This is a genomic window from Ewingella americana, assembly GCF_006438725.1.
Lineage (GTDB): Bacteria > Pseudomonadota > Gammaproteobacteria > Enterobacterales > Enterobacteriaceae > Ewingella > Ewingella americana_A.
Genome location: NZ_RCZD01000004.1, coordinates 15,518 through 41,594 on the forward strand (window position 1 = coordinate 15,518; position 26,077 = coordinate 41,594).

General features: G+C 55.4%; 20 protein-coding genes. 13 read left to right on the forward strand and 7 right to left on the reverse strand.

Translation table 11 applies throughout. From position 1 onward, the window contains the following. Positions 1-4 precede the first annotated feature (4 nt). Genes astB through EAH77_RS08080 form a run of 4 tightly spaced genes read right to left on the reverse strand, consistent with a single transcriptional unit; the run spans position 5 to position 5,190 of the window. Complete coding sequence (gene astB / locus EAH77_RS08065) at positions 5-1,348, reverse strand: N-succinylarginine dihydrolase (protein WP_140471516.1); 1,344 nt, start codon at positions 1,346-1,348, stop codon at positions 5-7. 31 nt (positions 1,349-1,379) lie between these two features. Then, entirely contained in the window at positions 1,380-2,858 is a 1,479-nt protein-coding gene (gene astD / locus EAH77_RS08070) for a succinylglutamate-semialdehyde dehydrogenase (RefSeq protein ID WP_140471518.1), read from the reverse strand. Further along, on the reverse strand, positions 2,855-3,949 hold the full coding sequence (gene astA / locus EAH77_RS08075) for an arginine N-succinyltransferase (RefSeq protein WP_140471520.1): 1,095 nt from the start codon (positions 3,947-3,949) through the stop codon (positions 2,855-2,857). The genes astD and astA overlap by 4 nt, the downstream gene beginning before the upstream one ends. 29 nt (positions 3,950-3,978) lie before the next feature. Continuing rightward, positions 3,979-5,190 (reverse strand): aspartate aminotransferase family protein, encoded by a 1,212-nt coding sequence (locus EAH77_RS08080; protein ID WP_140471522.1) that lies wholly within the window; start codon positions 5,188-5,190, stop codon positions 3,979-3,981. Between the two features lie 745 nt (positions 5,191-5,935). Between EAH77_RS08080 and EAH77_RS08085 the strand changes: the two genes are divergently transcribed. The 6 genes from EAH77_RS08085 to EAH77_RS08110 all read left to right on the forward strand — a co-directional run bounded on the left by EAH77_RS08085 (position 5,936) and on the right by EAH77_RS08110 (position 12,866). Next, a complete protein-coding gene (locus EAH77_RS08085) occupies positions 5,936-6,922 on the forward strand; it encodes an autoinducer 2 ABC transporter substrate-binding protein (protein ID WP_140471524.1) in 987 nt (328 codons plus the stop codon). A 186-nt stretch (positions 6,923-7,108) separates the two neighbouring features. Further along, the gene (locus EAH77_RS08090) at positions 7,109-8,644 is read left to right on the forward strand and encodes a sugar ABC transporter ATP-binding protein (protein WP_140471526.1); all 1,536 of its coding nucleotides are present in this window, start codon (positions 7,109-7,111) and stop codon (positions 8,642-8,644) included. After that, positions 8,637-9,626 (forward strand): ABC transporter permease, encoded by a 990-nt coding sequence (locus tag EAH77_RS08095; protein WP_140471528.1) that lies wholly within the window; start codon positions 8,637-8,639, stop codon positions 9,624-9,626. The genes EAH77_RS08090 and EAH77_RS08095 overlap by 8 nt, the downstream gene beginning before the upstream one ends. Position 9,627: 1 nt before the next feature. After that, the gene (locus tag EAH77_RS08100) at positions 9,628-10,581 is read left to right on the forward strand and encodes an ABC transporter permease (protein WP_140471530.1); all 954 of its coding nucleotides are present in this window, start codon (positions 9,628-9,630) and stop codon (positions 10,579-10,581) included. Between the two features lie 30 nt (positions 10,582-10,611). Further along, the gene (locus EAH77_RS08105; protein ID WP_140471532.1) at positions 10,612-12,249 is read left to right on the forward strand and encodes an FGGY-family carbohydrate kinase; all 1,638 of its coding nucleotides are present in this window, start codon (positions 10,612-10,614) and stop codon (positions 12,247-12,249) included. Continuing rightward, on the forward strand, positions 12,249-12,866 hold the full coding sequence (locus tag EAH77_RS08110) for a KpsF/GutQ family sugar-phosphate isomerase (RefSeq protein WP_140471534.1): 618 nt from the start codon (positions 12,249-12,251) through the stop codon (positions 12,864-12,866). Before EAH77_RS08105 ends, EAH77_RS08110 begins: the two co-directional genes overlap by 1 nt. Here EAH77_RS08110 and EAH77_RS08115 read toward each other — a convergent pair. Further along, entirely contained in the window at positions 12,863-14,284 is a 1,422-nt protein-coding gene (locus EAH77_RS08115; RefSeq protein WP_140471536.1) for a PLP-dependent aminotransferase family protein, read from the reverse strand. The two genes, EAH77_RS08110 and EAH77_RS08115, sit on opposite strands and share 4 nt — an antisense overlap. A 366-nt stretch (positions 14,285-14,650) precedes the next feature. Here EAH77_RS08115 and spy point away from each other — a divergent pair, with 366 nt between their 5' ends. The 6 genes from spy (at position 14,651) to EAH77_RS08145 (ending at position 22,281) form a co-directional block, all read left to right on the forward strand. Beyond that, the gene (gene spy, locus EAH77_RS08120; RefSeq protein ID WP_140471538.1) at positions 14,651-15,157 is read left to right on the forward strand and encodes an ATP-independent periplasmic protein-refolding chaperone Spy; all 507 of its coding nucleotides are present in this window, start codon (positions 14,651-14,653) and stop codon (positions 15,155-15,157) included. A 155-nt stretch (positions 15,158-15,312) separates the two neighbouring features. Next, a complete protein-coding gene (locus tag EAH77_RS08125) occupies positions 15,313-17,019 on the forward strand; it encodes a sensor histidine kinase (RefSeq protein ID WP_140471540.1) in 1,707 nt (568 codons plus the stop codon). Then, entirely contained in the window at positions 16,997-17,722 is a 726-nt protein-coding gene (gene btsR, locus EAH77_RS08130; protein ID WP_140471542.1) for a two-component system response regulator BtsR, read from the forward strand. The genes EAH77_RS08125 and btsR overlap by 23 nt, the downstream gene beginning before the upstream one ends. 138 nt (positions 17,723-17,860) lie before the next feature. Beyond that, positions 17,861-19,666 (forward strand): carbon starvation CstA family protein, encoded by a 1,806-nt coding sequence (locus EAH77_RS08135; protein ID WP_140471544.1) that lies wholly within the window; start codon positions 17,861-17,863, stop codon positions 19,664-19,666. Positions 19,667-19,916: 250 nt separating this feature from the next. After that, complete coding sequence (locus EAH77_RS08140; RefSeq protein WP_140471546.1) at positions 19,917-21,983, forward strand: carbon starvation CstA family protein; 2,067 nt, start codon at positions 19,917-19,919, stop codon at positions 21,981-21,983. Next, positions 21,976-22,281, forward strand: coding sequence for a YbdD/YjiX family protein (locus tag EAH77_RS08145; protein WP_140471548.1), 306 nt, complete (start codon positions 21,976-21,978; stop codon positions 22,279-22,281). Before EAH77_RS08140 ends, EAH77_RS08145 begins: the two co-directional genes overlap by 8 nt. Positions 22,282-22,970: 689 nt before the next feature. Here EAH77_RS08145 and kdgT read toward each other — a convergent pair. Further along, the gene (kdgT, locus tag EAH77_RS08150; RefSeq protein ID WP_140471550.1) at positions 22,971-23,969 is read right to left on the reverse strand and encodes a 2-keto-3-deoxygluconate transporter; all 999 of its coding nucleotides are present in this window, start codon (positions 23,967-23,969) and stop codon (positions 22,971-22,973) included. Positions 23,970-24,353: 384 nt separating this feature from the next. Continuing rightward, positions 24,354-25,019 (reverse strand): fructose-6-phosphate aldolase, encoded by a 666-nt coding sequence (fsa, locus tag EAH77_RS08155; protein WP_140471552.1) that lies wholly within the window; start codon positions 25,017-25,019, stop codon positions 24,354-24,356. A gap of 155 nt (positions 25,020-25,174) precedes the next feature. Here fsa and EAH77_RS08160 point away from each other — a divergent pair, with 155 nt between their 5' ends. Next, entirely contained in the window at positions 25,175-26,074 is a 900-nt protein-coding gene (locus tag EAH77_RS08160) for a glycyl-radical enzyme activating protein (RefSeq protein WP_140471554.1), read from the forward strand. The last annotated feature ends 3 nt before the right edge of the window (positions 26,075-26,077 follow it).

The following is a 26,077-nucleotide window of genomic DNA, read 5'->3' on the forward strand; positions in this document are numbered from 1 at the left end:
TCATTTAGCGCTGGAACGGGTAAATGGCACCCAGACCGAGGATCTGCGTCAGCTCATCCAGCGCGTAGCGCACGTCGGTCAGTAACTGCGGATCAGCCAGGTCGTCGGCCTGCATCCGGTCGCGGTAATGCGCATCCACCCACTGATTGAGACGGGCAAACAGCGCATCGTTCATCAGCGAACCGTCATTAACTGCCGCCAGTTCAGCGCGGTTGAGCGCCACCCGCAGCCGCAGACAGGCAGGCCCGCCACCGTTACGCATACTTTCCCGCAGATCAAATACTTCGATTTGATCAATCGGACCGCCGCTCTCTTGCAACTCGCAAAGATAATCCCACACGCCGGTATGCTGGCGGGACTCTTCCGGCACTACGATCATCATCTTGCCGTCGTTTTTGCTCAGCAACTGGCTGTTAAACAGGTAGGTGGCGACCGCATCGTCAATCGATATCCGGGACTGCGGCACGGCGACAGGCTGGAAATCCAGCTCCAGCGCCGCCATTTTGCGGCGGATCTCGTCCAGTGCCTGGTCAGAATTGAGAAAAGCCTGCTGATGGTGGAACAGCACGTTACGGTTACTGACGGAAATCACGTCGTTATGAAACACGCCGCGATCAATGGCCTCAGGGTTTTGCTGAACAAACACCGTGCGCGCAGGACTGAGCTGATGCAGCCTCGCCACCGCGTCGCTGGCTAAACGGGTCTGACGCGCCGGATAGCGTACCGGTTCATTGTCGCCGGTCACCAGTCCGTGACGGCCATAGACAAACACCTGGACCCCCGGTTGGTCATAATCTCCGCACAGCCGGTTGTGGTTGGCGGCACCCTCGTCCCCCATCGCCGCCACCTGCGGCAAGGCACCGTGGTGAGCAAAATGGCCGTCATGCTTAAACGTTGCACGCAAAATGGCCGAGGTAGTCTCTGCTTCGATGGCGCGATGAAATTTATTGTTCAGGTTGGCAACGGTGAAATGCGTGCGTCCGTCGGCGCTGTCCGCCGACGGGGAAACCGTCGCGGCATTGGCCACCCACATGGATGACGCGGAACTGAGCGACGACAGCAGACGCGGCGAATAGGCCTGCGCCTGCGCCAGCACGTCGCGGTCGCTGCCGCCAAAGCCCATCTGGCGCAGCGTGGCTAAATGCGGCCTCTCGTGCGGGGGCAAAATGCCCTGTGCGAAACCGAGATCGGCCAAAGATTTCATCTTCTGCAAACCCTGTTTGGCCGCCAGTTTTGGGTTGGCCACGGCGTGCTGATTGCGCGTCGATGCCTCATTGCCGAACGACAGCCCCGCGTAATGGTGCGTCGGCCCGACCAGCCCGTCGAAATTTGCTTCACATCCAGACATGCGTCTCTCCTTTTTGCATTGCTGATGGTCTTCAGACGCTGCTGAAATCAATTCCAGGTGACAACGTCACGGGGAGTTCCAGTTTGTCGCTTTCCAGCGATGCCATCGGCCAGGCGCAGTAATCTGCGGCGTAATAGGCGCTCGGGCGATGGTTGCCGGAAGCGCCGATGCCGCCAAACGGCGCATTGCTCGACGCGCCCGTCAGCGGTTTGTTCCAGTTCACAATCCCGGCGCGGGCTTCAATCAGCAATTGATCAAACTGCGCACGTTTGTTGGAAATCAGCCCGGTCGCCAGCCCGAAACGGGTCTGGTTAGCCATGGCAACCGCCTGGTCGAAATCGGTATAGCGGATCACACTGAGCAGCGGGCCGAAATACTCTTCATCCGGCACGCCAGCCACGCCTGTCAGGTCGATAATGCCCGGTTTCAGCAAGGTGCTGTGCGGGTCCGGCCGGGTGAGCATCAACAACGACTTACCGCCGAGCGCGAGTAAGTTATCCTGCGCTTTCAGCAATTGGCGGGCAGCGGCATCGGAAATCACTCCGCCGATAAACGGCTGCGGCTGGTCATTCCAGCGCCCAACCAAAAGTGACGCGGTCACCTCCACCAGTCGTTGAATAAACACATCGCCCGCCGCGCCCTGCCTGACCAGCAGGCGGCGCGCACAGGTGCAGCGCTGCCCGGCGGAGATAAACGCAGACTGAATGGTCAGGTTGACCGCTGCGTCGATATCTTCAACCGGCTCGACGATCAACGCGTTATTACCGCCCATTTCCAGCGCCAGAATTTTCTCCGGCTGCCCGGCTAACTGACGATGCAGCTGATAACCCGTATCTGCGCTGCCGGTAAACAGCAGACCATCGATTTGCAATGACGCAGCCAGCGCTTCACCGGTCGAACGGCCACCCTGCACCAGATTAAGCACGCCGTCAGGCAGCCCGGCCTGTTGCCACAATTTCACGGTCTCTTCCGCCGTTTTTGGTGTCAGTTCGCTCGGCTTGAAGACGATGGTGTTACCCGCCAGCAGCGCAGGTACGATGTGACCGTTGGGCAGGTGTCCGGGGAAGTTATACGGGCCGAACACCGCCAGCACGCCGTGCGGACGGTGGCGCAGCACTGCTTCGCCATCGGGCATCGGCGTGTGTTTTTCACCGGTACGCGCCTGATTGGCTTCAAGTGAAATCGCCACTTTGCCAATCATGGCCTGAATTTCGGTCAGCGTTTCCCAGTGCGGTTTGCTGGTTTCAAGGCTGATGATTTCCGCCAGGCGGCTTTTATGTTCGGTCAATAATTCGGCGAAACGGCCAATCACCGCAGCGCGTTCGGCCAGCGTTTTGCGTGCCCAGGCCGGAAAAGCCTCACGGGCGGCGGCGCAGGCCGCTTCCACATCTTGCGGGCTGGCACACAGCGCAGACCACAGCGCGGCGTTATCCGCCGGATTGGTTTTCTCCAGCAACGTGCCTTGTCCGCTACGCCATTGGCCTTGAATAAACAGTGCGGGATGCATCATGCGAGGCTTTCCTCTGTGCTTGAATCGGTGTGTTCATCGATTAAGGGTGATGCGCAGGCGCAGGCTTGAAAGGGAAACAGCGCCACAGCGCGGATTTTCCCCCCCGCCGTGACGCCAAGCGTTTGGGCTGTGGCAGCATCAATCGTCAGTTTGCTCAGTGAATGACCGCCGGGCACCAGTGCCGCGCGGAAATCCTGATAATGTTCATTAGCGACCAGGTAGAGCGGTGCATCTTCATCAAAGATCTGCTCGCTGATTTTAACCGTCAGCAGGCGGCTGTTTTTCACCGCCCGCAGCTCATCAATTTCGCCTTCCAGCGTCGGGCCGGCGTCGAAAATATCCACGTAACCAGCATAACGCAGCCCTTCACCTTCCAGTACGGCGCGCGCGGGTGCGGTTTGCGGATGCACCTGACCTATCACTTCACGCGCTTCGGGGCTGAGTAAATCGGTATAAAGAGGGTGTTTCGGCATCAGTTCGGCAATAAAGGATTTTTGCCCCACGCCGGTCAGGCGGTCGGCTTCGGCGAATTCCATGCCGAAAAAGTGCCGCCCTACGCTGTCCCAAAATGGCGAATGGCCGCTGTCATCAGAAATACCGCGCATTTCGGCAATCACTTTGCGTGAGAAGTGCTCCCGGAACGCCGCCATAAACAGAAAGCGGACTTTCGACAATAGCTGACCGTTCTTGCCCAGACGGTGATCGGGGTCGAGAAACAGCGTGCAGAGTTCGGTATAGCCGGTGTGGTCGTTGCTGAGAAACAGCGTCGGCACCGGCTTATAAATGTTGAGGCTTTTCGACGCATGCACCAGCGTGCCGAGACGGAAGTTGTACCAGGGCTCGCTCAGCCCTACCGCGACTTCAATGGCGCTGACACCCACCACTTGCCTGAGATCGGTGTCCTCAAGCACAAACAGATAGCCCTGATCGGCCTTCTCCAGCCGTCCTTCCCAGGTGGCAACCGAGCGCTCAATGCGCGTGCGCAGGTGCGCCTCATCTTTGGGCAAAGAGGTTAAACCGATGCCGGTTTTGCCTGACAACTGCAGGATATCGGCGAGGTCGCCGGGCCGCACAGGACGTATCAACATCATGGTTTTTACCTCGTTAACTGGGTGGGATCTTACGCGCAGAGGCGTTTTACTGCCCGCTCGAGGCGGTTCAGACCTTCTTCAACATCCGTACCCGGAATGATCAGTGACGGCGCAAAGCGCAACACATCGGGACCGGCGATCAGCGCAATCAGCCCTTCTTCCGCCGCCAGGGTGTTGAGCTGTTTGGCCTGACCGGCATAAGGTTCACTCATGACCGCCCCCAGCAACAGCCCGGCACCGCGCACTTCAGAAAACACGTGATACTGGTCGTTAATCCGTTTCAGGCCATCGATAAACCATTGATGGCGTTTCTGCACGCCGCTCAGCACTTCCGGGGTATTGATAAGCGACAACACTTTGCCCGCCACCGCCGTTGCCAACGGGTTGCCGCCGTAGGTGGTGCCGTGGGTGCCAGGCTGGAACAATACGGCGTAGCGGTCGAGCGTCAGCATCGCGCCAATCGGGAAACCGCCGCCCAGCGCCTTGGCACTGGTCAGAATATCTGGCACCACGCCGTAGCTCTGGTAAGCATAGAGCTCACCCGTGCGGCCAACGCCGGTCTGTACTTCGTCGAAAATCAGCAGCGCCTGATGTTTGTCGCATAGCTCGCGTAACCCTTGCAGGAAGTGGGCATCCGCGGGCAGTACGCCACCCTCGCCCTGAATCGGCTCGACGATGACAGCGCAGGTGCGCTCAGAAATCTGGCTGGCGACAGCGGCCAGATCATTAAACGGCAGATGGGTAATGTCCTGCGGCAGTGGTGCGAAATCTTCGGAATATTTTGGCTGTCCGCCCGCCGTGACAGTAAACAGCGTGCGGCCATGGAAAGCGTTTTTGAACGCGATGATCTCGCTCTTATTCCCACCCTGTTTGCGGCCGTACAGACGCGCCAGTTTCAGTGCCGCTTCGTTGGCTTCCGCCCCCGAGTTACAGAAGAACACTTTGTCGGCAAAGGTGGCATCAATCAGTTGTTTTGCCAGACGCAATACCGGTTCGTTGGTGTAGCCATTGCCCAGGTGCCAAACCTTTTCTGCCTGCTCCACCAGCGTTTTTTTGATTTCCGGGTGGGCATGGCCCAACGCATTGACCGCAATGCCTCCGGCGAAATCGATATAGTCTTTGCCCTCCTGGTCCCACAACCAGGAGCCGTCGCCGCGCACCGGGATAAAGGCAGCAGGTGCATACACCGGCACCATCCAGTCATCAAAGTTTTGGCGGCTGACGTTTTGTTGTTGTTGCATATCTACCTCAGAGTCAAAGGGGGTCGGACTGCTACGAAATTGTTACTTTTAAGTTAAAAAATTAACTCTCTTGGCTTGATAATAGATTGCAGTCTTCGTGCCAGCAAAGGGAAAAAATGCATAAAATTGGCTTGAGTAAGAAAAAACAACCACTTAAAAGCGGCCGTTATTCACATAAAATGCATAAAAACTGAATAATAAAAATAATTCCCTTTCGCAGCATGAAAGCCATTCGACTGAGTATGCAGGCATGAATTTTTAAATATTTCGCTCAGGAGTGTGACCGGCGGCATGTTGGGGTGAGAAGCGGCGCGGGGGAATGCACCATTTCAGGGAGAGTGGCGCACCATGATGGGGATGTCATGGGCGGTTGCGGGCAAAATATCTGCCCCGTGGCTGGGCAATACGTGACTATTCTCACAGTCTGTGCATTCTGTTTTGCCCGGCTGGCTGCTTACCTCGTCAGCAACGGGTTCGCTGCATTGAATTGTTAATTAATTGATAAATATTTGATGCATTTTCTCATTTTATTTAACATAGAAACCCTCTCCTCTGCGCACTTCCGCCCAGCCTCATAATTAAATTAACCATTAATTAACATTTAAACTCATATAATTTCACATCAGCGGGCTTTGATCACAATTCGTTCACTTTTCTGCGTGCAGGACATTTGCCCTTTGTTACTCTCAGTACGTGGAAAAAATAACCACCTCCCTACACAAAAGATCATAAGAAAGGTACAGCCATGAAATTTAACCTCGCATTAGTCAGTGCATGTGTGGTTTCTGCATGCATGTTGGTCTCTACACCCAGCTTCGCCGAAAAATCTTACAATATCGCTCTGGTGGCCAAAGTCACCGGCATTCCCTGGTTCACCCGCATGGAAGTCGGCGTAAAAGATGCTGCGCAGAAACTTCACGTTAACGCGTATCAGGTGGGCGCCGCGACGCCAGACCCGGCAGCGCAGGTGAAAGTCATCGAAGATTTAATCGCCAAAAAAGTGGATGCCATTATTGTGGTGCCCAACGACGCCAAGGTATTAGAACCGGTGCTTAAAAAAGCCCGTGATGCCGGTATCGTGGTATTAACCCATGAATCACCAGACCAGCAAATTGGTCAGTGGGATATTGAAACCATTGATAGCCAGAAATATGCCGAAGCCAACATGGATGAGTTAGCCAAAGATATGGGCAGTAAAGGTGGCTACGCGATTTATGTCGGCTCGCTGACCGTGCCTTTACACAATGCCTGGGCAGATGCGGCGATTAAATATCAGAAAGAAAAATACCCGGATATGCATGAAGTGACGTCGCGTCTGCCGGTGGCTGAAAATATTGATAAGTCTTACTCCACCACCCTGGATTTAATGAAAACCTATCCTGATATGAAAGGGATCATCGGTTTTGGTTCATTAGGCCCAATCGGTGCAGGTCAGGCTGTGCAGCAAAAACGCGCCAAAGATAAAATTGCCGTCGTGGGTATCGCGATGCCTGCTCAGGCTGCCCCTTACCTGATGCGCGGCGACATTAAGAAAGTGCTGCTGTGGGATCCGAAAGATGCCGGTTTCGCACTGGTCAGCGTGGCCGACCAGATGCTACAGGGCAAACCCGTCACCAAAGATCTGAGCATCGACGGCTTGGGTAAAGCCGACGTCGATATGGATAAGCACGTTATTCGTTTTAATAAGATCCTCGAAGTGACGAAAGACAATGCCAAGTCACTCGGTTTCTAATATCCCCTTCATCCTGAATGAATGAGTTTGGGGATACGAAATTTGTTTTACCGGGAATATTTTTATTCCCAGCGCCCTCACCAGGCAAATAGGAACAGATACGGCATTATTCGCTGTGCCGTATCTGCTTTTCTATTCAACATCATAATAAATAAAATAAACAATCCATGCTGTAAGGATAATGTGATGAATACTTCATCAGACTCCACGTCGCTCACGCCCTCGATTGCGCCTCAGGCTTTTATTAGCCTTGAGCGTATCAGTAAAAAATTTCCCGGCGTACTGGCGCTGGATAATGTCACCCTGACCTTAAATAGAGGCGAAGTACACTGCCTTGCGGGTCAAAATGGTTGCGGAAAAAGCACCATTATTAAAGTGATTTCAGGGGTTTATCAGCCGGAGAAAGGCGCAGCGATCACCCTTGATGGCAAATTATTCCATTCGCTGACCCCGCAGCTCTCCTCTTATTACGGCATTCAGGTGATTTACCAGGATCTGTCGTTATTTCCTAATTTATCGGTTGCCGAAAATATTGCTATTCACCGCTACCTTCCGGGCGGTGATTTTTGGGTACATCGCGAGGCAATGCGCAAAAAAGCATTGGCTGCCATGCAACGGGTTGGGGTGTCTCTGGATCCCGATCGTAAAGTCGAAAAGTTGTCGATCGCTGACCGTCAGTTGGTGGCAATATGCCGGGCAATCGCTGCTGACGCGAGTCTGGTTATCATGGACGAACCGACAGCATCACTGACCCGCACCGAGGTGAATGGCCTGCTGCGGGTGGTGAATGAACTCAAAGCCGCCGGAATATGTGTGGTGTTTGTCAGCCACCGCCTGGACGAAGTGATGGAAGTGGCCGATCGCATCAGCGTGATGCGCGACGGCAAATTGGTCGGCACCTATCCGGCCAGCGATCTCGACAGCAACGAGCTGGCGTTTCTGATGACCGGCCAGCGCTTCAGCTACAGCCATTTGCCGCAACGCGCCCCGGCAGAGGCCACGCCGCTGCTGGAAGTCAGCCATCTGAGCCGAACAGGCCAGTATGAGGATATTTCCCTGTCGCTGCGTCAGGGCGAAATCACCTCGATCATCGGCCTGCTTGGTTCCGGGCGTACCGAACTGTGCATGAGCCTGTTTGGCATGAGCCAGCCGGACAGTGGCGATATCAAAGTGAACGGCAAGAAGGTCAAATTGCGCAGCAACCGGGATGCTATCCGCCACGGTATTGCCTACGTGTCGGAAGACCGCCTGACGCAGGGTTTAATCATGGAGCAGTCCATTTATGACAACACGCTGGTGTCGATTTTCAACAAGCTGCAAACCCGCAGCGGGCTGATGGATCACCGCAAGGCGGCTTCGGTCGTCAAAGATTTGATCCGCGACCTGAATATTAAAGTCTCGGACAGCGGGCTGCCGGTGAAAACCCTGTCGGGCGGTAATGCGCAGCGTATTGCGATCGCCAAGTGGGTGGCGACAAATCCGCATATTTTGATCCTCGACTCACCGACGGTCGGCGTGGATATCGCCAATAAAGAGGGAATCTACCGCATTGCGCGGGATCTGGCCGAATCCGGCATGGCGGTCCTGATGATTTGCGATGAAATTCCCGAAGCCTATTACAACAGTCACCGCGTTCTGGTGATGCGTAAAGGCCAGTTAATTGCTGAATTTGCGCCTCATCAGTGCAGCGAAACGCAAATTGCGGAGGTGATCAATGGGTAAAAAACAACTAAGTAACGCCTTTGCGCAGCATGAATTCTGGCTGGGTTTGCTGGTGCTGATATTGGCGATAGGTCTGAGTCTCTCCACCAACGAGTTTCTGACACTCGGCAACCTCACCGACGTCGCCACCAGCTATGCCATTCTCGGTATTCTGGCCTGCGGTTTGTTTGTGGTGCTGATTGCCGGAGGCATCGACATCTCCTTCCCGGCCGTGACGTCAATTGCGCAATACGTGATGGCAAGCTACATCATTCACCACGGGGGCAGCTTCCCGGTGGCCTTCGGCATGGCAATGGGCGTTGGCCTGCTGCTCGGACTGGTCAATGGATTTCTGGTCTACTGGCTGCGGGTCCCGGCGATCATTATCACCATCGCCACGCTGAATCTGTTCTACGGCCTGCTGGTCTATCTGACCAACGGCACCTGGCTATACGGTTTCCCAGACTGGTTTATGAACGGCATCAGTTGGTTCCATTTCACTGCCGCCGACGGCTATGACTACGGCCTGACATTACCGCTACTCAGCCTGATTGGCGTGATCGTTGCCACCGGAGTATTGATGAATCGCACCCGCATTGGCCGCCAGATTTACGCCATGGGCAGCAACCGCGACGCAGCATCACGTCTGGGCCTGAATATTCTACGGTTGCACTTCTACGTCTACGGATTTATGGGGCTGCTGGCCGGGATTGCTGCCGTGGTACAGGCACAAATCACTCAGTCGGTTGCCCCCAATTCGCTGCTTGGCTATGAGCTGACCGTACTGGCGGCGGTGGTGTTGGGCGGTACCAGCATGACCGGAGGGCGCGGGTCGCTGACCGGCACGGTACTCGGCGTCATGCTGCTGGCATTTTTGCAAAACGGCCTGACCCTGCTGAGTATCTCTTCTTACTGGCATCAGGTGTTTAGCGGCGTGATCATTCTGGTCAGCATCAGCAGCACCGCGTGGAACGAAAAACGCAAACTGGCGAAGGGAATGTGACATGACAACCTTAACGCGATTTCTCCCCGGTGACCGCATCATCCGCTTGCAGTTACTGATCATCCTGGCCGTGGCCCTGCTGTTCTCATTCACGCTGGGTGAGCAGTTCTTCAGCCTCGGTAACTTCCAGTCCATCTCATCACAACTGCCCATTTTAGGCATGCTGGCGCTGGGAATGGGTATCACTATGCTGACTGGCGGTATCAACCTGTCAGTGATCGCCGGAGCTAACGCCTGTTCGCTGGTGATGGCCGCTATCCTGGTGGCGCACCCTGACCAGCCGGGCTATTTCGTGCTGGCCATGCTGGCCGGACTGGCGGTTGCTCTGGCGATTGGTACCCTGAACGGCGCGCTGATTGCTTACATTGGCGTCTCCCCGATTCTCGCCACGCTCGGCACCATGACGCTGATCGCTGGGCTGAATATCCTGCTGACCAGCGGCGCGGTGATCTCCGGCTTCCCGGTGGCCATTCAATACCTCAGTAACGGCAGCCTGCTGGGTATTCCGGTGGCACTGCTGCTGTTTTTACTGGTGGCGCTTTTGCTGTGGGTATTACTCGAACACACCACGCTGGGCCGCAGTTTGTACCTGATGGGATCCAACGAACAGGCCACACGTTTTAGCGGCGTGAATACTCACAAGGTCACCATCGCGGTGTATGTGCTTTCCGCCCTGCTGGGCTGGGGGGCCGCGCTGCTGATGATGTCGAAATTCAACTCGTCCAAGGCCGGTTATGGCGACTCCTACCTGCTGGTCACCATTCTGGCCTCGGTACTGGGTGGCATTAACCCGGACGGTGGTTTTGGCCGCGTACTGGGCCTGGTACTCGCCCTTATCGTCTTACAGATGCTGGAAAGTGGCCTGAACCTGATGGGCGTCAGCAGTTATTTAACCATGGCACTTTGGGGCGGCGTCCTGATCCTGTTTATCGCCTTACAAAATCGACAATCTTAAGCGAACAGCTTTTTACCGAAGGGAAAGAACATGGCGAGTTATTTTATTGGAGTAGATGTAGGAACCGGCAGCGCCCGTGCGGGTGTCTTTGACATGACCGGACGTATGGTCGGTCAGGCCAGCCGTGATATCACGCTCTTCCGCCCAAAGGCAGATTTTGTCGAGCAATCCTCAGATGAGATCTGGCAGGCGGTGTGCAATGCGGTAAAAGACGCGATGAATCAGGCTGACATCAATCCGATTCAGGTAAAAGGCCTCGGTTTTGACGCCACCTGTTCACTGGTGGTGCTCGACAAGGAGGGCAAACCGCTGACGGTCAGCCCATCAGGGCGCAGCGAACAAAATATAATTGTGTGGATGGATCACCGCGCCATTACACAGGCCGAACGTATCAATGCTACCGGCCACCGCGTGCTGGAGTTCGTCGGCGGGATTATTTCACCGGAAATGCAGACACCGAAACTGCTGTGGCTGAAGCAGCATATGCCGACGACATGGAACAACGTCGGTCATCTGTTTGACCTGCCGGACTTCCTCACCTGGCGCGCCACGCAGGACGCCACCCGCTCCCTATGCTCGACGGTGTGCAAGTGGACCTACGTCGGTCACGAAGACCGCTGGGACTCCAGCTACTTCAAACAAATCGGGCTGGAAGATCTGCTGGAAAACAACGCGGCTAAAATTGGCAGCGAAGTGAAAACCATGGGTCAGCCGCTGGGGCACGGCCTGACGCAGCGCGCCGCCGCCGAAATGGGGCTGATGGCGGGCACGGCGGTCAGCGTGTCGATCATCGATGCCCACGCGGGCAGCCTCGGTATTTTGGGTGCCAGCGGTGCATCTGGGGAAACCGCCGATTTCGATCACCGCATCGCGCTGATTGGCGGCACGTCCACCGCACATATGGCGATGTCGCGCAGCGCTCGGTATATCGGCGGCATCTGGGGCCCCTATTTTTCGGCGATTCTGCCGGATTACTGGCTAAACGAAGGCGGCCAGTCCACCACCGGAGCACTGATCGACCACGTGATTCAATCACACCCTTGTTATCAGGACTTGCTGAAACAGGGTAAAGACAGCGGCAAGACCATTTATGAAGTGCTGAACAATATTTTGCGCAAGATGGCTGGGGAGCCGGAAAATATCGCGTTCCTGACCAAAGACATTCATATGCTGCCCTATTTTCATGGCAACCGTTCACCGCGCGCCAACCCGACACTGACCGGTACGCTGACCGGCCTGAAACTGTCTCGCACGCCAGAAGACATGGCGCTGCACTATCTGGCCACCATTCAGGCGCTGGCGCTCGGCACGCGGCACATTATTGAAACCATGAATCAAAGCGGTTATTGCATCGACACCATGATGGCCAGCGGCGGTGGCACCAAAAACCCGGTGTTTGTGCAGGAACACTCCAACGCCACCGGTTGCGCCATGCTGCTGCCGGAAGAGAGCGAAGCGATGCTACTCGGCAGCGCCATGATGGGCACGGTGGCCGCCGGGGCCTATGACTCATTGCCGGAAGCCATGGCCGCCATGAGCCGCATCGGCAAGACCGTGACGCCGCAGACCAACAAAATCAAAGAGTATTACGACCGCAAATATAAAGTGTTTCATGAGCTGTATCACGACCACATGAAATACCGCCGTCTGATGCAGGAGGAGCATTGATGTCCGGGAACCACGAAATTACCGAATGGCAGCAGGCCTGCGCCGGATGGCAAACCTACAGCCAGGAGTTGCTGGCATTGCAAAAGAATATCGACCAGAAAATCTGGCAACAGGTGCTGGACACTCTGGCGACATGCAAAGGCAAGATTGCGGTGACCGGGGTCGGCACCTCGGGGATCGCAGCACGTAAAGTGGCGCACATGCTGGCCTGCGTTGAGCAGCCGGCAATTTTTCTCAATGCCACCGACGCCGCGCACGGAGACTTAGGTTTCCTGCGGGCAGACGACGTGATGATCATGATTTCCCGTGGTGGCAACTCCGAAGAGCTGGCACGCCTGCTGCCGACGCTGACACACAAAGGCGTGACGCTCATCAGCGTCACTGAGAACCTCGACTCGGCTATCGCCCGCGCCTCCACGCTGGTGCTGAAAACCCATATTCAGCGTGAAATTGATCCGCTGAATATGCTGGCGACCACCTCAATTGTGCTGGTACTGGCGGTATTCGACGCCATCTGCGGCTGCATCATGCTGCGCAACGGTTTTGACAAACAGACGCTACTGGCGGTTCATCCGGGGGGCAATGTGGGTAAATCGTTGCGGGAAAGCGAGCGTTAAGATTTCAGTTCATCCGCCACCAGCGTGGCTAATATCTGAATCGCCCGTGCAACCGGGGGCCCCCATTCAAAGGAGGTATTGATGCGGATGCAGTGCCGGTAGCGGTCATCGACGGCAAACATGGTGCCCGGCGCAATGCTGACACCCTGAGCCAGGGCACGCTGGTAGACTCTGGCGGCATCCACCTTTTCGCCCAGATCCAGCCACAGGAAGTAACCGCCCTCAGGTTGGCTGACCGACACGCTGGCGGGGAACGCCTGGGTAATCGCGTTGAACATCGCCATCTGGCGCTGCTCCAGCAGGCGGCGCAGGCGGCGCAAATGCGTGTCATAACCGCCCTGCTGCATGTAATCGGCCAGCGCCAGCTGCACCGGAACGCTGGCTGACAATGTGCTCATCAACTGTAAACGCTGGATTCGTCCGGCAAAAGCCCCCGCAGCGACCCAGCCAACGCGAAAACCTGGAGCCAGGCATTTAGAGAATGAAGAACAGTGCAAAATCTGACTACGGTTCTCCGACGCCTTGAGCGGCATCGGTCTCTCGCCGCCGAAATAGAGTTCGCCATACACGTCATCTTCAATCACCGTCACGCCATGAGATTGTAGAATCGAGACCAGCCGCAACTTTTTCTCCGGCGAAAGCGTACAGCCAAGTGGGTTCTGGAAGTTGGACATCAGCCAGCAGGCTTTTATCGGATAGGTGTCCAGCGCCTGTTCCAGGGCGTCGAGGTCAATGCCGGTGCGCACATCGGTTGGGATCGCCACCGCTTTCAGCTTGCGCCGCTCAATGGCCTGTAAAACACCATAAAAGGCGGGAGACTCAATCGCTACCCAGTCACCCGGTTCGGTAACCGCCTGTAAGCTCAGGCCAAGTGACTCCATTGCACCTGACGTGATCACGATTTCATCAGGGGCGACTTCCATACCGTTTTGCGCGTAGCGCTGGGCAATATTGCGTCGTAGCTCTTCGTTGCCGGGCGGCAGGTTTGCCATGGCGCTGTGCGGTGACATGCGGCGTACGGCGCTGGCAAGCGATCGCGCCAGACGGGGTTGGGGGAAAAGAGTTGGGTCAGGAAACGCTGAGCCGAGCGGAACAATGGAGGCATCCTGCCCGGCTTTGAGAATATCGAAAATCGCGTCATTCACATCCACCTGCTCGGCGGCATGCAGCGTCTGGTCGACCTTGCGGCTCACTACCCGCATCTTACGGGGTGCGACGTAATAACCAGACTGCGGCCGGGCGACAATCAGCCCCTGGCTTTCCAGTAACTGGTAAGCCTGTAAAACAGTCATCAGACTCAGCCCCGACTGTTTACAGCTCACCCGCAGCGACGGCAGCTTATCGCCGGGCAGCCAGACTTGGGTGTCAATCTGACGGCGCAGCGTTTGCGCGAGGTTTTCGTAACGGGTAAGCGCCATAGTGTGACTCACTGTTATAGATGATGTTAATCAAATGCTAACTATTATAGTCATATCTCTGACTTCAACGCCCCTTAAACCGATCCTAACTTGTACAAGGTATTCATTGAGGATGTTTTGAGGTCAAACATTAAGCGTGATAATGTTTCTCAGTACCGGAATGCCTAGGAAAAATCTGAACCATTGCGAGGTTTGTGTTTGCAAGCTTACGCTTTCTAAACGTTTTCTCCACGATTGTCTTAAAAACGACATGTCACCTTTCACTCTTTTACAACTTCCCCGCATTACTATTCATTCATAGGGTTAGACTTTCCTTCGTCAACACAAACGGGCGACGTGCCTGAAACCCCTATAAGGAATTTAATTATGCGTAAATTTACCGCAATGATTGTGGCTTCAACTCTGGCTCTTAGCTCTGCTTCTTTCGCTTTCGCTGCTGAGACTACGCCGGCAACCGACGCACCTGCCGCAGCGACCCAGGGCAAAATGATGCAGCATAAAGGCCCGCATCGTATGAATCCGTTCGCTGATCTGAACCTGACTGAGCAGCAAAAAACTCAGATGAAAGAGATCATGAAAGACAGCGGCCCGCGCCCTGACCGCGCCGCAATGAAAGCCCAGATGGACACCATGCATGGTCTGGTTGCCGCTGACAGCTTCGATGAAGCGAAAGTGAAATCGCAAATCGACACGATCACTCAGGCGCAGTCCCAGCACATGCTTGACCGTGCCCGCGCTGAGAACAAAATGTACAACCTGCTGACGCCAGAGCAGAAAAAACAGTTCAATGAGAACTACCAGAAACGTGCAGAGAAAATGGGGAAAATGCACGAACATAAACCAGGTCAGGCAGCCCCTGCTGACGCTGAATAATCGTTAAACGCCCTTTATAAACCGGTCAGCCCTGCTGGCCGGTTTTTTTGTTCCTATTTCCCCCTCTGCTATCTCCAATGAGTGAGTCTCCTCAAAGTCTGTAATGCCATTCTCCTTTATAGTGCGTGCCGTTTCGTTTCGGGGTATGCCACAGGATGTACGAATTCAACTTAGTGTTACTGCTGCTGCAACAGATGTGCGTGTATCTGGTTATCGCCTACCTGCTGAGTAAAACACCGCTGTTTATTCCACTGATGCAGGTTACGGTGCGCCTGCCGCACAAGCTCTTGTGCTACGTGATTTTTTCGATTTTCTGCATCATGGGCACCTATTTCGGGCTGCACATTCAGGACTCTATCGCCAATACCCGCGCCATTGGTGCCGTACTCGGCGGCCTGCTCGGCGGTCCGGTGGTGGGCGTGCTGGTTGGGCTGACCGGTGGCCTGCACCGCTATTCTCTCGGAGGGATGACCGCGCTTAGCTGCATGCTTTCCACCATTCTTGGCGGACTGGTCGGTGGGCTGATGCACCGGGTGATGCTGCGACGTGGGCGCATTGACCGGCTGTTCAATCCACTGACCGCCGCCGGAGTGACGCTCGGGGTGGAGATCATGCAGATGGGCGTGATCCTGCTGGTTGCTAAACCCTTTGATGAAGCCCTGGCGCTGGTGAAAAGCATCGCCCTGCCGATGATTGTCACCAACAGCGTGGGGGCAGCCATGTTTATGCGCATTCTGCTTGACCGGCGGGCCATGTTTGAAAAATACACCACCGCTTTTTCAGCCCGCGCGCTGAAAATTGCTGCCTGTACCGAAGGTCTGCTGCGTCAGGGGTTTAATCAGGAAAACAGCATGAAGGTGGCGCAGGTGATTTATCAAGAGCTGGATATCGGCGCCGTCGCCATCACCGACTGCGATAAATTGTTGGCGTTTATCGGCACCGGTGATGATCACCATCTGCCGGGCACGCCGATCGCTTCCGAACATTCGCGCCGGGCCATTGAGCAGGGCGAAGTGGTGTATGCCGACGGCAATGAAATGCCCTACCGCTGTTCACTGCACCCGCAGTGTAAGCTTGGCTCAACGCTGGTGATCCCACTGCGCGGTGAGAACCATGCGGTAGTTGGCACCATCAAGTTGTATGAAGCCAAGAACCGTCTCTTCAGCTCGATTAACCGCACGTTGGGCGAAGGGATCGCCAGTTTGTTGTCGGCCCAGATTCTGGCCGGTCAGTATGAGCGCCACAAACAGCTGCTCACCCAGTCAGAAATCAAACTGTTGCATGCGCAGGTAAACCCCCATTTTCTATTTAATGCGCTTAATACGCTGGTTGCGGTGATCCGCCGCGATGGCGAACAGGCCTGCCAATTGGTGCAGTATCTCTCCACTTTCTTTCGCAAAAATCTTAAACGCCCCGGCGACCAGGTAACACTGGCCGATGAAATCGAGCACGTAAATGCTTATCTGCAAATTGAGAAAGCGCGGTTCAGCGATCGCCTGCAGATCACCTTTGATCTGCCAGAAAACCTGCTGGCGCTACGGTTACCGGCCTTCTCACTGCAACCCATCGTCGAAAATGCCATCAAGCATGGTACCTCGCATCTGCTGAGCGAGGGGGTGATCCACCTGCAGGCATCCGTCGGGGTGAATCACTGGCAGTTTACGGTGGAAGACAACGCCGGGCTGTATGTAGAAAATAACGATAAATCCGGCCTGGGTATGACGCTGGTCGATAAGCGCCTGCGCCTGCGTTATGGCGAGGCGTTCGGGCTGCGCGTCGAGTGCGAACCGGATATGTTTACCCGCATTATTTTGCTGTTACCGCTGGAAGGGGAAAGCCATGTTGACCGTACTGATTGTTGACGATGAACCGCTGGCGCGGGAGAACCTGCGCGGACTGCTGCAGACGGACCCGCAGATAGCCGTTATTGGCGAATGCGCTAACGCCATCGATGCCATTGGCGCCATTCACCGTCAACGCCCCGATGTGGTGTTTCTGGACATTCAGATGCCGCGTATCAGCGGGCTGGAGATGGTCGGTATGATTGATCCGCAGGCGATGCCTTATATCGTGTTTCTCACCGCCTTTGACGAGTATGCGGTGCGCGCCTTTGAAGAACATGCCTTTGATTATCTGCTCAAACCGGTTGAAGCGCAGCGGCTGAATAAAACGCTGCAACGCCTGCATCATGACCGTCCCCCGCAGTCGCTCTCCGCCCTGAAAGAGAGCGAATGCTTGCTGAAATATATCCCCTGTAGCGGTCATAGCCGGATTTACCTGCTGCCGATTGAAGAGATTTTATATGTCAGTTCCGGCGTTGGCGGTATCAGCGCCGTGCGCCATGACGGGCTGGAGGGCGTGACGGATTTAACCCTGCGCACGCTGGAAGCCCGCACATTGTTGTTACGTTGTCACCGGCAGTATCTGGTCAATATGGCCCATCTGCGCGAGATCCGTTTTGACGATAATGGCCAGACCGAGTTACATCTGACCAACGGGAAAACCATTCCGGTTAGCCGCCGTTATCTGAAAACCCTGAAGGAGCAACTGGGAATAAATCACTGACCGCAGGATCACCTCACCGCTCAACCCGACTTTTTTACCGCTCAGCCTGTCCGGCAACCGCTCACTGATGTTGTGCTGTTTACCTTCAGAAACGAGGTTTAGTCTGCAACCGAAACCTCACCCTCTGGAGAAAAAGGTATGCAACACGCACTGACGTTTGTGATTGCAACGCTGTGTATTCTGACCATCTGTTACCGTTTTTATGGCGTATTTTTCGTCCGTAAAGTATTGCGCGCCGATGACACTCAGGTTACCCCGTCGCATCTTTTAGAAGATGGCAAAGACTACGTGCCCACCAAGAAATGGGTCAATTTCGGCAGTCATTTCGCCGCCATCGCCGCCGCCGGTCCGCTGGTCGGCCCGGTTCTCGCGGCGCAGTACGGCTACCTGCCGAGCTTGCTGTGGCTGTTAATCGGCTGCGTGGTTGGCGGTGCGGTCCACGATACCGTGGTGCTGTTCGCCTCAATGAAACACCGCGGCAAGTCGCTGTCGGAAGTGGCCAAGTTGGAACTCGGTCCGGTGGCGGGTTGGTGTACCGGGCTGGCGATGCTGTTTATCATCACCATTACGATGGCCGGTTTGTCGATGGTGGTCGTTCATGCGCTGGAGCGTAACCCGTGGGGGACCTTTGCGGTGTTCATGACCATTCCGGTGGCGATTTGCGTCGGTTTATGGGAACGCGTCACCGGCAATATGAAAGGCGCGACCTGGGTGGGCATTATCGCCATAATGGCCTGCGTGATTTTAGGCCCCTACATTCAGGCTTCCACGTTTGGTGAATGGCTGAGCCTGCGCGCGTCAACCGTCAGTCTGGTACTGCCGATTTATGCCTTCTTCGCCACCGCACTGCCGGTCTGGATGCTGCTGACCCCGCGTGGTTATCTCTCCAGCTTTATGAAAATCGGCGTCTTCGGCGGCCTGATTATCGGCGTGGTGTTTATTAACCCGGTCATCCAGTTCCCTGCCATGACCCAGTTTATCCACGGCGGTGGCCCGGTGCTGGCCGGACCGGTCTGGCCCTTTATTTCGATTACCATTGCCTGCGGGGCGATCTCCGGTTTCCACGCCTTTATCGGTTCCGGCACCACGCCAAAACAGATCGATAAATGGAGCGACATTCTGCCGGTCGGTTTCGGTGCCATGCTGGCCGAATGCGTGGTGGGCGTGATGGCGCTGATCGCCGCAACGTCGCTGCATCCGGCTGACTATTTTGCTATCAACTCAGCCCCGGACGTGTTTGCCACTCTCGGCATGAATGTGGTAAATCTGCCACAGCTCAGTGCGGCAATTGGTCTGGATCTCACCGGGCGTACCGGTGGCGCCGTCACGCTGGCCGTCGGCATGGCGGATATCTTTACCCGCATTCCGTGGTTCGGCCACCTCTCCTCCTACTTCTTCCAGTTTGTGGTGATGTTCGAAGCGGTGTTTATTCTGACCGCCGTAGACTCCGGTACCCGCGTGGCACGCTATCTGTTGCAGGATTTTCTTGGCGACATCTGGTCTCCACTCAAACGCACCGACTGGTGGCCTGGCGCGGTGGCATGTAGCGTGGTGGCCTGTGTGCTGTGGGGATATCTGTTGAACTCGGGTGACATCAACTCGGTCTGGGCGCTGTTTGGGGTGTCAAATCAGCTGATGGCCTCGATTGGCCTGATGATTGGCGCGACCATCATTCTGCGCCTGGCGGAAAAACGCCGCTATGTGTTGACCTGCCTGATCCCGCTATCTTATCTGTACGTGACGGTGAACTACGCCGCATACTGGATGGTCGCACATGTCTATTACAACCCGGCAGCCAAAGGTTTCAACCTGTTCAACGGCACCATTTCCATCATTATGGTGGTGCTTGGGGGGGTTATCATGATTGCCTCAGTCCTGCGCTGGATTAAGCTGTGGAACGGTAAACGCCAGACCATGCCGGACGAGATGACCGAACTGGCTTGATCATCGCATACACAGTTAACCTTCCGAACCGGCCCTGATATGGCCGGTTTTTTTATGATTCAACGTTCACCGTCTCCCTTTCCCTGTACCACCGTGTTGCCTCCCCAACCAAAGCGTCAGCCCCGTCACAATTCCATCGTTCTCTTATCGCTAACTGCGGCGAACACACTATTTTTAAACGGTAATTTAACATTAAAACTATATTCCCTGTTGCCCAGTCGCAGGCCCTTTCCTCAAGGAGTCGTTAATCATGAAAAACGTCAAGTCCAGAATTACCTGGCTGATTGTGGCGTTAGTCGGCGCTTTTGCCTTTGGCATGTTGGCCCTGAGCCGTGGCGAGCACATTAATGCAGTTTGGCTGGTGGTAGCGGCTCTCGCCTGTTATAGCATCGCTTACCGTTTCTATAGCCGCTTTATTGCGGAGAAAGTCTTCGAACTGGACGACCGGCGCATGACACCCGCCGAGCGCCACAACGACGGGCTAGACTATGTGCCGACCAACAAATGGGTGCTGTTTGGTCACCACTTTGCTGCGATTGCCGGTGCCGGTCCGCTGGTTGGGCCAATTCTGGCGGCGCAGATGGGTTTTCTGCCGGGAACAATCTGGATTTTAGTCGGTGTGATGCTGGCGGGTGCCGTACAGGATTTCCTGATCCTGTTTATCTCGACCCGCCGCGACGGCCGCTCGCTCGGTGAAATGGCTAAGCAAGAGTTGGGCAACTTCGCCGGGGTGGTCACCATGCTCGGCGCACTCGGCGTGATGATCATTATTCTGTCCGCGCTGGCGCTGGTGGTCGTAAAAGCACTGGCCGACAGCCCGTGGGGCCTGTTCACTATTGCAGCGACGATTCCGATCGCCCTGTTTATGGGCATCTACATGCGTTTTCTGCGCCCGGGGAAAATTGCCGAAGTGTCGGTGATCGGGTTTGTATTGATGATGCTGGCGATCATTTACGGCGGCAACGTGGCCGCTGACCCGTTCTGGGGACCGATTTTCACCCTGCACGGTACTACGCTCACCTGGGTACTGGTGATTTACGGCTTTATTGCCTCCGTGTTACCGGTCTGGCTGCTGCTGGCACCGCGTGATTATCTTTCAACGTTTTTGAAAATCGGGGTGATTGCCGGTCTGGCCGTCGGCATTGTGTTTGCGATGCCCGAAATGAAAATGCCAGCGGTCACTCAGTTTATCGACGGCAGCGGGCCGGTGTTCTCCGGTGGCCTGTTCCCGTTCCTGTTTATTACCATCGCCTGTGGCTCTATTTCAGGCTTCCATGCGCTGGTTTCCAGCGGCACCACGCCGAAACTGATTGAGCGTGAGAGTCATATTCGTTTCATCGGTTATGGCGCGATGCTGATGGAGTCTTTCGTGGCGATCATGGCGATGATTTGTGCTTCGGTTATCGACCCCGGCGTCTATTTCGCCATGAATTCACCGGCGGCGCTGATTGGCACCACGGTAGAAAGTGCGTCGCAGGTGATTAACACCTGGGGCTTCGTGGTTACACCTGAAACATTGTCGATGATCGCCAAAGACGTCGGCGAACATTCGATTCTGTCGCGTGCCGGTGGCGCTCCGACCTTCGCGGTCGGCATGGCGCACATCATTACCGAGGTGTTTAACAGCCGCGCCATGATGGCCTTCTGGTATCACTTCGCCATTTTGTTTGAAGCCCTGTTTATCCTGACCGCCGTCGATGCCGGGACCCGCGCCTGCCGCTTTATGGTGCAGGATCTGGTGGGTGTCGCGGTGCCCTCACTCGCGAATAACCGCTCCTGGGTCGGCACGATTGCCGGAACCACCGTTGCCGTGGCAGGTTGGGGCTTCTTTGTCTATCAGGGGGTGGTTGATCCGCTCGGCGGCATCAATACCCTGTGGCCGCTGTTTGGTATCGGCAACCAAATGCTGGCCTCAATGGCGTTGATTCTGGGTACCGTGGTGTTGTTCAAAATGAAGAAACAGCGTTATGCGTGGGTGACGATTTTACCGACCATTTGGCTGTTTATTACCTCAATGACCGCGGGCTGGCAGAAAATTTTCCACGAGAAACCGTCGATTGGTTTTCTGGCACAGGCGAAGAAATTCTCTGCCGGGATCGACAGTGGTGAAATCATCAAACCGGCCAAAACGCTGGCAGATATGCACACCATCGTGCTGAATAATCAGATCAACGCCGCGCTGTGTGCCTTCTTCATGCTGGTGGCCGTGACCATGCTGGTGTCATCGTTCTTTGTTATCCGCCGTGCGCTCAATTCCACCACACCGACGGTGCATGAATCAGCGATCGTCCAGCGCCGGGAGGCCCGCCATGTCTGACAACCGTTTGATATTTACCCCGCTTCGCCCCGGCGCACTGGTTATTACCCGCTGTCAGCCGCTGTTTGTGGTCGAGCCCAGGCCACAGAATTTTTCACAGTGGTTAAAACTTATTGCGCGGCGTACGGCACAAAGTTTCCGTCTCATGGTTGGCGTGCAGGATTACCGCAACTACGTCGCCCACTTTCGCATCCGCCACCCGCACGGCACCCCGCTCACCGAGCGGGACTTTCACCGAAGGTGCCTTGAGGCGAGATTTCCGAGTGAAGGGGGGAAAATGGGGAAATGTCCTTGTTGAGGGTGGGCGGGTTGCGACCCGCTCTCGCTTTTTAAATTCAAATTCAAATTCAAGGTCGTGGGCCTGCTGCCCACCCCCGCCCAGAAGACGGCCAGTCGCCGCCGCCCTCTGGACTCCCGGGCTTTTTCATGAAGCACCGGCAGCTGCGCTGGTCACAATGGTCGTGTTTCAGGTGCCGCTGTTATAGCCGCAAACTCCGCCGCTGTGCGGTCCTCTCAGTTCGGGCTTCAACCCGCGTAAACCCCACGCGGTTTTCCGCCTCTCCCTCGACGTCGTTTTGAACGCGGCCCGGACTTTTTTAAAAGACAAAACAGAGCAGGTTTTTGAATTCGGTTTTGAATTTTAGGTTTTGAATTTAAAGAAGCTTCGGCCGTGTTCAAAATGTCACCGGCAAGTCGGTGGCGAGACAACGTCTTTACCGTTGGCTCAAACCCGCAGCCGGGAATCGCGGAGCGATGACATTTTACGGCGATCACTTTGCTACCTGAAACACGTCCGTCCCAACTTGCGCAGCAACGGAGTGAATAAAACGCGGGATTGGTAAGGGGATTCGTTTAAATCCCCTTACCCCGGTGTGGGCCGGCGCCCACGACCTTGAAGTTGAAGTTGAAGTTGAAGTTGAAGTTGAAGTTGAAGTTGAATTTGAATTTGAATTTAAAAAGGCTAGCTGGCTGCCTGTAGCCTGGCGACTATTTGATCCGCGCCATTTGGCCGTCCATCGCCACCTTCCCCTTAATCGCTTCATTGCGGGCCCTCCGCGACCACATCGCGGTAATAATCGGCACCAGTATTGAGGTGACAATCACCGATGTCGCAACCAGCGCGGTGGCAGCCGGGGCGGCGGCTTTGAACTGTGGCACCATTTCGGCAATGAGTACTGGCGTCGCGACAGCGGCACCCGCAGAACTGGACGCCGCTATTCCGGCGGTTCCATCACCGCCACCGATGAATTTATCGGCCAGCATCAGCGGAATACCGGTCACGATGATCACCGCCACGCCAAGTGCGACACCGAGCAAACCGGTCTGCGCAATGACCGCCAGATTGATGGTGTTACCGAGCGCAAAGGCAAAGAACGGAATCAGCGTCTGTACAGCTTTGCCGAAGAATTCGCGCAGTTCCGGGTCGAGATTACCAAGCCCGAACCCCACCAGGAATGGCAGAACCGCGCCGACGAACACATGCGGTTCGAACGAAGCAATACCGGCGGTGCCAAGAATAATCATGGTCATCAGTGGGCCGGATTCCAGAGACATCAGCACGAATGCACCGGCCTCTTCCTTGCTGCCGTATTGCTGCATGATGGAGGCATACAGACCGCCGTTGGTCATGTCCATCGACGCCACCAACGCCAGCGTTGACAGCCCCGCAAAGAAGCCGAATTCAACACCGTTCTCGGGAATAAAGTGTGACGCCAGCGCAGCGACTACCCACGCCACGGCAATTTTTGTCACCACCAGCGTGCCGGATTTACGCAGTACCGTCCCGGTGGCGCTGAGTTTAATCGAAGCCCCCATGCAGAAGAACCACACGGCCAGAATAGGTACGGTGCCGGAAATCAGCCCATTGGTGAAAGAGCCGAAATACTTTCCGGCATCCGGGGCAAAGGTGTGGCAAATCGCCCCAAGAAATAACGGCACTAACATCATCCCGCCTGGGATCTTTTCTATCGCACGTTTGATATGCATGTGGTTTCCACCTGATGATGACGTTCATTCATAGCCCTGCGGCCAAAAGCCCAGGCTGTGGTTTTAATGAAAAAGGAGTGCGTGAAGTGCCGGTCCGGATTGGCGTAGCGGCTGGCGTTCTCTCATAAACAAATTCAATAGACGCTAAGGTATCCATTTGTTAAGTGCATGAAAGTGATCCAACACATAAAAATGAAACGACGTTTCTTTTTTATAGATCATGAGTTTCATTTGCATGGCGCGTCAATTTTTAATCACGGATGGTGATCACATTTCGATGCGAAACCTGGCAGATTTGAAGCAGAACGATGAGATTGAAGTCGTAAAAAAACCCGCAACGGCAAGGCCGGTGCGGGTTCGACAAACAGAAAGAGCGTGTGGACGTTAATTCAGCGAGCGGGTTCCGAAGGCCTGTTGCCAGTCCTGATCAAACTGGGCGATGGCGGCGTTGACGGCCGGTGTGCCCAGGAACTGTTCTGCCACATCCACCGGTAAGGTGATGGCCTGACACCCGGCCAGCAGGCAATCGACCGCCTGACGCGGGGTGCGAAAACTGGCGGCCAGTACTTTGGCCCCGGGTGCATGCAGACGCAGCAGCGTTTGCAGTTCAGTCACCATCGCAATGCCATCTCCGCCCTGCGCGTCCAAACGGTTAACGTAAGGTGCCACATATTCTGCCCCCGCCAGCGCTGAGAGCAACCCCTGACCGGCACCGTAAACGGCGGTCCCGAGGGTCGGAATATTCATCAGTTTGAGTTTTTTGATCGCCGCCAGACCTTCTGAGGTGGCCGGTATTTTGACGACCAGACCCGGTACGCGCTGAGTCAGCAGGACCGCTTCGGCCACCATCTGTTCGGCATCCGCCGCAATCACCTGTGCAAAAAGTTTCCCTGTCCCTCCAAGAGCATCACGCAGCGCGGGCAGCACTTCCCACAACGATTTGCGCTCTTTAGCCACGATACTTGGATTGGTGGTCACGCCCTGCAACGGCAGGATACGTGACAAGCGTTTTACTGCGCTGACGTCAGCGGTGTCGAGATACAACTCCATAACTCTCTCCTTGAAACCTGTGAGCGAATGCAAAGTAACGGTGATTCTACCCTTTTAAGCCGCGTTTTAGTTGATCGTCATCAAAATTACTTTCGAATGAAAGTTGTTTAATTACAAAAGAAAATTAATAAGCTTTTTAACGTCAGGAGCGGTGCATGATCTTTAATCTCCAACGCTATTCGACTCACGATGGCCCCGGCGTGCGCACGGTGGTGTTTCTGAAGGGTTGCCCGCTCAGTTGTACCTGGTGTCAGAACCCGGAAAGCCGTTCCAGCGAGCAGGATATTTTGTTTGACCCACGCCTGTGCAGTACGGGGTGTAACCACTGTGTTGCCGCTTTCCCGCAGGCAATATCACAGCAGGACAATCAGTTGATTATTGCGCGTCAGCAATTCACCGCCGCCGATAAACAGACACTGGCGCAGGTTTGCCCCGCCGGGGCGCTGAGCCTGTGCGGCCAGGCCGTGGAGATCGAGGCGTTAATGAAACAGATCCTGCGTGACAAGCCTTTTTATCTGCGCACCGGCGGCGGCGTCACGCTCTCCGGCGGCGAACCTTTTATGCAGCCACATCTCACCATGACACTCCTGCAACGTTGCCGTCATGAAGGGTTGCACACTGCAGTGGAGAGTTGTCTGCACGTGCCGTGGAAATACATCGAACCTTCGCTGTCCGTGCTGGACCTGCTGCTGGCAGATTTAAAACATGTCGATGACGAACCGTTCAAACGCCTGACCGGCGGCTCGGCAAAACGGGTGCTGGATAATTTCCGCCGTCTGGCCGCCGCAGGGCAAAAGATGATCGTCCGCGTACCGCTGATCCCTGATTTTAATGCCGACCGGGCGTCTATCCGCCAGATCGTTGATTTTGCCGCGGATGAAACCGTCTGCGAAGCGATCCATTTTTTGCCTTATCACACACTCGGCATCAATAAATATGCCCTGCTTGATCAACCCTATCTGGCGCCGCGCCAGCCATTGAATGACCCCGATTTGCTGACGTTCGCCCAAGACTACGCCGCCGAAAAGGGACTGACTGCCCTGCTAAGAGGATAAAAA